The organism is Sphingomonas yabuuchiae, assembly GCF_001477495.1.
Lineage (GTDB): Bacteria > Pseudomonadota > Alphaproteobacteria > Sphingomonadales > Sphingomonadaceae > Sphingomonas > Sphingomonas yabuuchiae_A.
Genome location: NZ_LDTF01000140.1, coordinates 1 through 2,200, shown reverse-complemented (window position 1 = coordinate 2,200; position 2,200 = coordinate 1). Strand labels below are relative to the sequence as shown.

Here is a 2,200-nt window from a genome sequence, read left to right as displayed (position 1 = left end):
GGTCCGGCAGTTTCTGGGGGAGGCGCTGCTTGTCGCGCTGCTCGCGGCGCTGGGCGGCCTGATCCTCGCCGAACTCGGCCTGCCGATGATCAACGCCGCCGGGGGACTGACGCTGTCGCTCGATTATGCCGTAGTGCTGCCCAGCCTGGCACTGCTGGCGTTGGTCGTCGGAGGGCTTGCGGGTCTGTATCCGGCGCTGTTGCTGTCGCGCTTTCCAGCGGCGGCGGTGCTGGCCTCGTCCCGGTCGCCGGGCGGCGGCCGGGCCGGGGCGCGGGTGCGCGAGATGCTGGTGGTGTTCCAGTTTGCGCTCGCCATCGCCTTCATGATCGGCACGGTCGTATTGATCGCGCAGACCCGCCATGTCCGTAACACCGATGTCGGATTTGGCCGCGATGGGCTGGTGATCGTCAATTCAACCAGCGACGGCGCGGTGACCGAACCGCAATTGACCGCATTCATGGCGAGGGCCGCAGCCTTGCCGGGAGTACGGTCGATCACGACGTCCGACTCCTCACCAGGGGCCAGCAGCTTCAACAGCGACAGCTATGCCGTGCCCGGAAAGCCCGAGCCCGGTCCCAGCCTGCAAGCGATCATCACGTCGCCAAATTTCTTTCCGACCTTTGGGATCAAGCTGATCGCGGGCCGGCTGCCCGACGATGCACATCGCGCGGATGATGCGCGCAATGCCGACGATGCTACGCGGGTAGTTCCCAATGTCGTCGTCAACCGCAAGGGGGCCGAGGCCCTCGGCTTCGACAGTCCGGAGGCCGCGATCGGCAAGACGGTCGGGCGGGCCAATCCCCGCACGATCATCGGCGTCGTGGAGAATGCCCGCTTCTTTTCGCCACGCGATTCCGTCAATCCGACCATGTATTATTATCATTCGCGCTTCTCGACGATCCCGCGCACGACCCTGCGCGTCGAGGGCGATCCGGGTGAGACGATCGCGGCGCTACGCGGTATCTGGCGCCAGACCGCGCCTCAGGTGCCCTTCGACGCGAAGACCGCGAACCAGAACATGGAGGAATATTACAAGGCCGACGATCGTGCTACCCGTCTGTTCGGGATCGGCGCCGGGCTGGCTGTCCTGATCGGCTGCGTCGGGCTCTGGGGTCTGGCGTCGTTCAACACGCAGCGGCGGGTGAAAGAAATCGGTATCCGCAAGACGCTTGGCGCGTCGGCCACCGATATCGTCCGCTTGCTGGTCGGGCAGTTCCTGCGGCCCGTGCTGATTGCCAATCTGGTCGCCTGGCCGCTGGCCTATGTCGCGATGCGGACTTGGCTGGCGGGGTTCGACGACCGGGTGTCGCTGTCGCCGCTCTATTTCGCGGCGGCCACGGCACTGGCGCTGAGCATCGCGGTGCTGACCGTGCTGGGTCAGTCGCTCAAGGCCAGCCGTGCAGCCCCGGCCTGGGCGCTGCGCCATGACTAAGCGCGGAGCGTGGTGGCTGATGGGGGCGGCCCTGTCTGCGGCCACCCCCGCCTCGGCCGAGACGTTGCGGGAGGCGATGGCGGCGGCGTGGGAGGGCAATCCCGAACTCGCCGCCGCGCGCGCCCGGCAGGAGGCGCTGGCCGAAACGCCGAATCAGGCGCGCGTCGCCGGGCGGCCGACGGCAGGGGCAACGGGCAATGCGGGCTATGACCGGCTGGGCTATGACGGCAGCGGTACGCGGACGGGGACGACCTCGGCGCTGGGCGGTGTCAACGCGACCCTGCCGATCTGGACCGGCGGTCGGGTGTCGTCGGCCGTGCGCGCGGCGAAGGGTGATGTCGCGGCGGGGGGCGAAGCCTTGCGCGATGTCGAGGCCGATGTGCTCGAGCGGGTCGTCGGTGCCTATGCCGATCTTCTCTACACCCAGCAGGCGGTCGAGGTCGCGCGGGTCGGGATCGCGCGGCTCGACAGCCAGGTGGCGGAGGCCAGGTCCCGCTACGGCCTGGGGCAGGCGACCCGCACCGACGTCGCGCAGTTGGAGGCGCAGCGGGCCAGCGTCGTCTCCAACCTGGTCGATGCCGAGGGAGCGGCGGCGACCGCAGCGGCAGCGTATCGGGCCATCGTAGGGCGCGACGCAGGGATGCTGGACCCGACGATCGCGCCGCCCGCCGCCTTGCCCCGCACGCTGGCCGATGCACGCACGGCGGCGGAAGCAAGCAATCCGCTGCTCCTTGCTCAGCAGCGTCGGGTGGACGCCGCCACCGCGCG

Annotated in this window: 2 protein-coding genes; both read left to right on the top strand. The window is 69.1% G+C overall.

The genetic code is table 11. The annotated features are described in order from the left end of the window. Positions 1-1,432 (top strand): FtsX-like permease family protein (locus NS355_RS17645; protein ID WP_153008285.1); only part of this gene is annotated, 1,432 nt, incomplete at its 5' end. Continuing rightward, a partial coding sequence (locus NS355_RS17640) for a TolC family protein (protein ID WP_167345495.1) occupies positions 1,425-2,200 on the top strand: 776 nt, incomplete at its 3' end. The genes NS355_RS17645 and NS355_RS17640, both read left to right, overlap by 8 nt.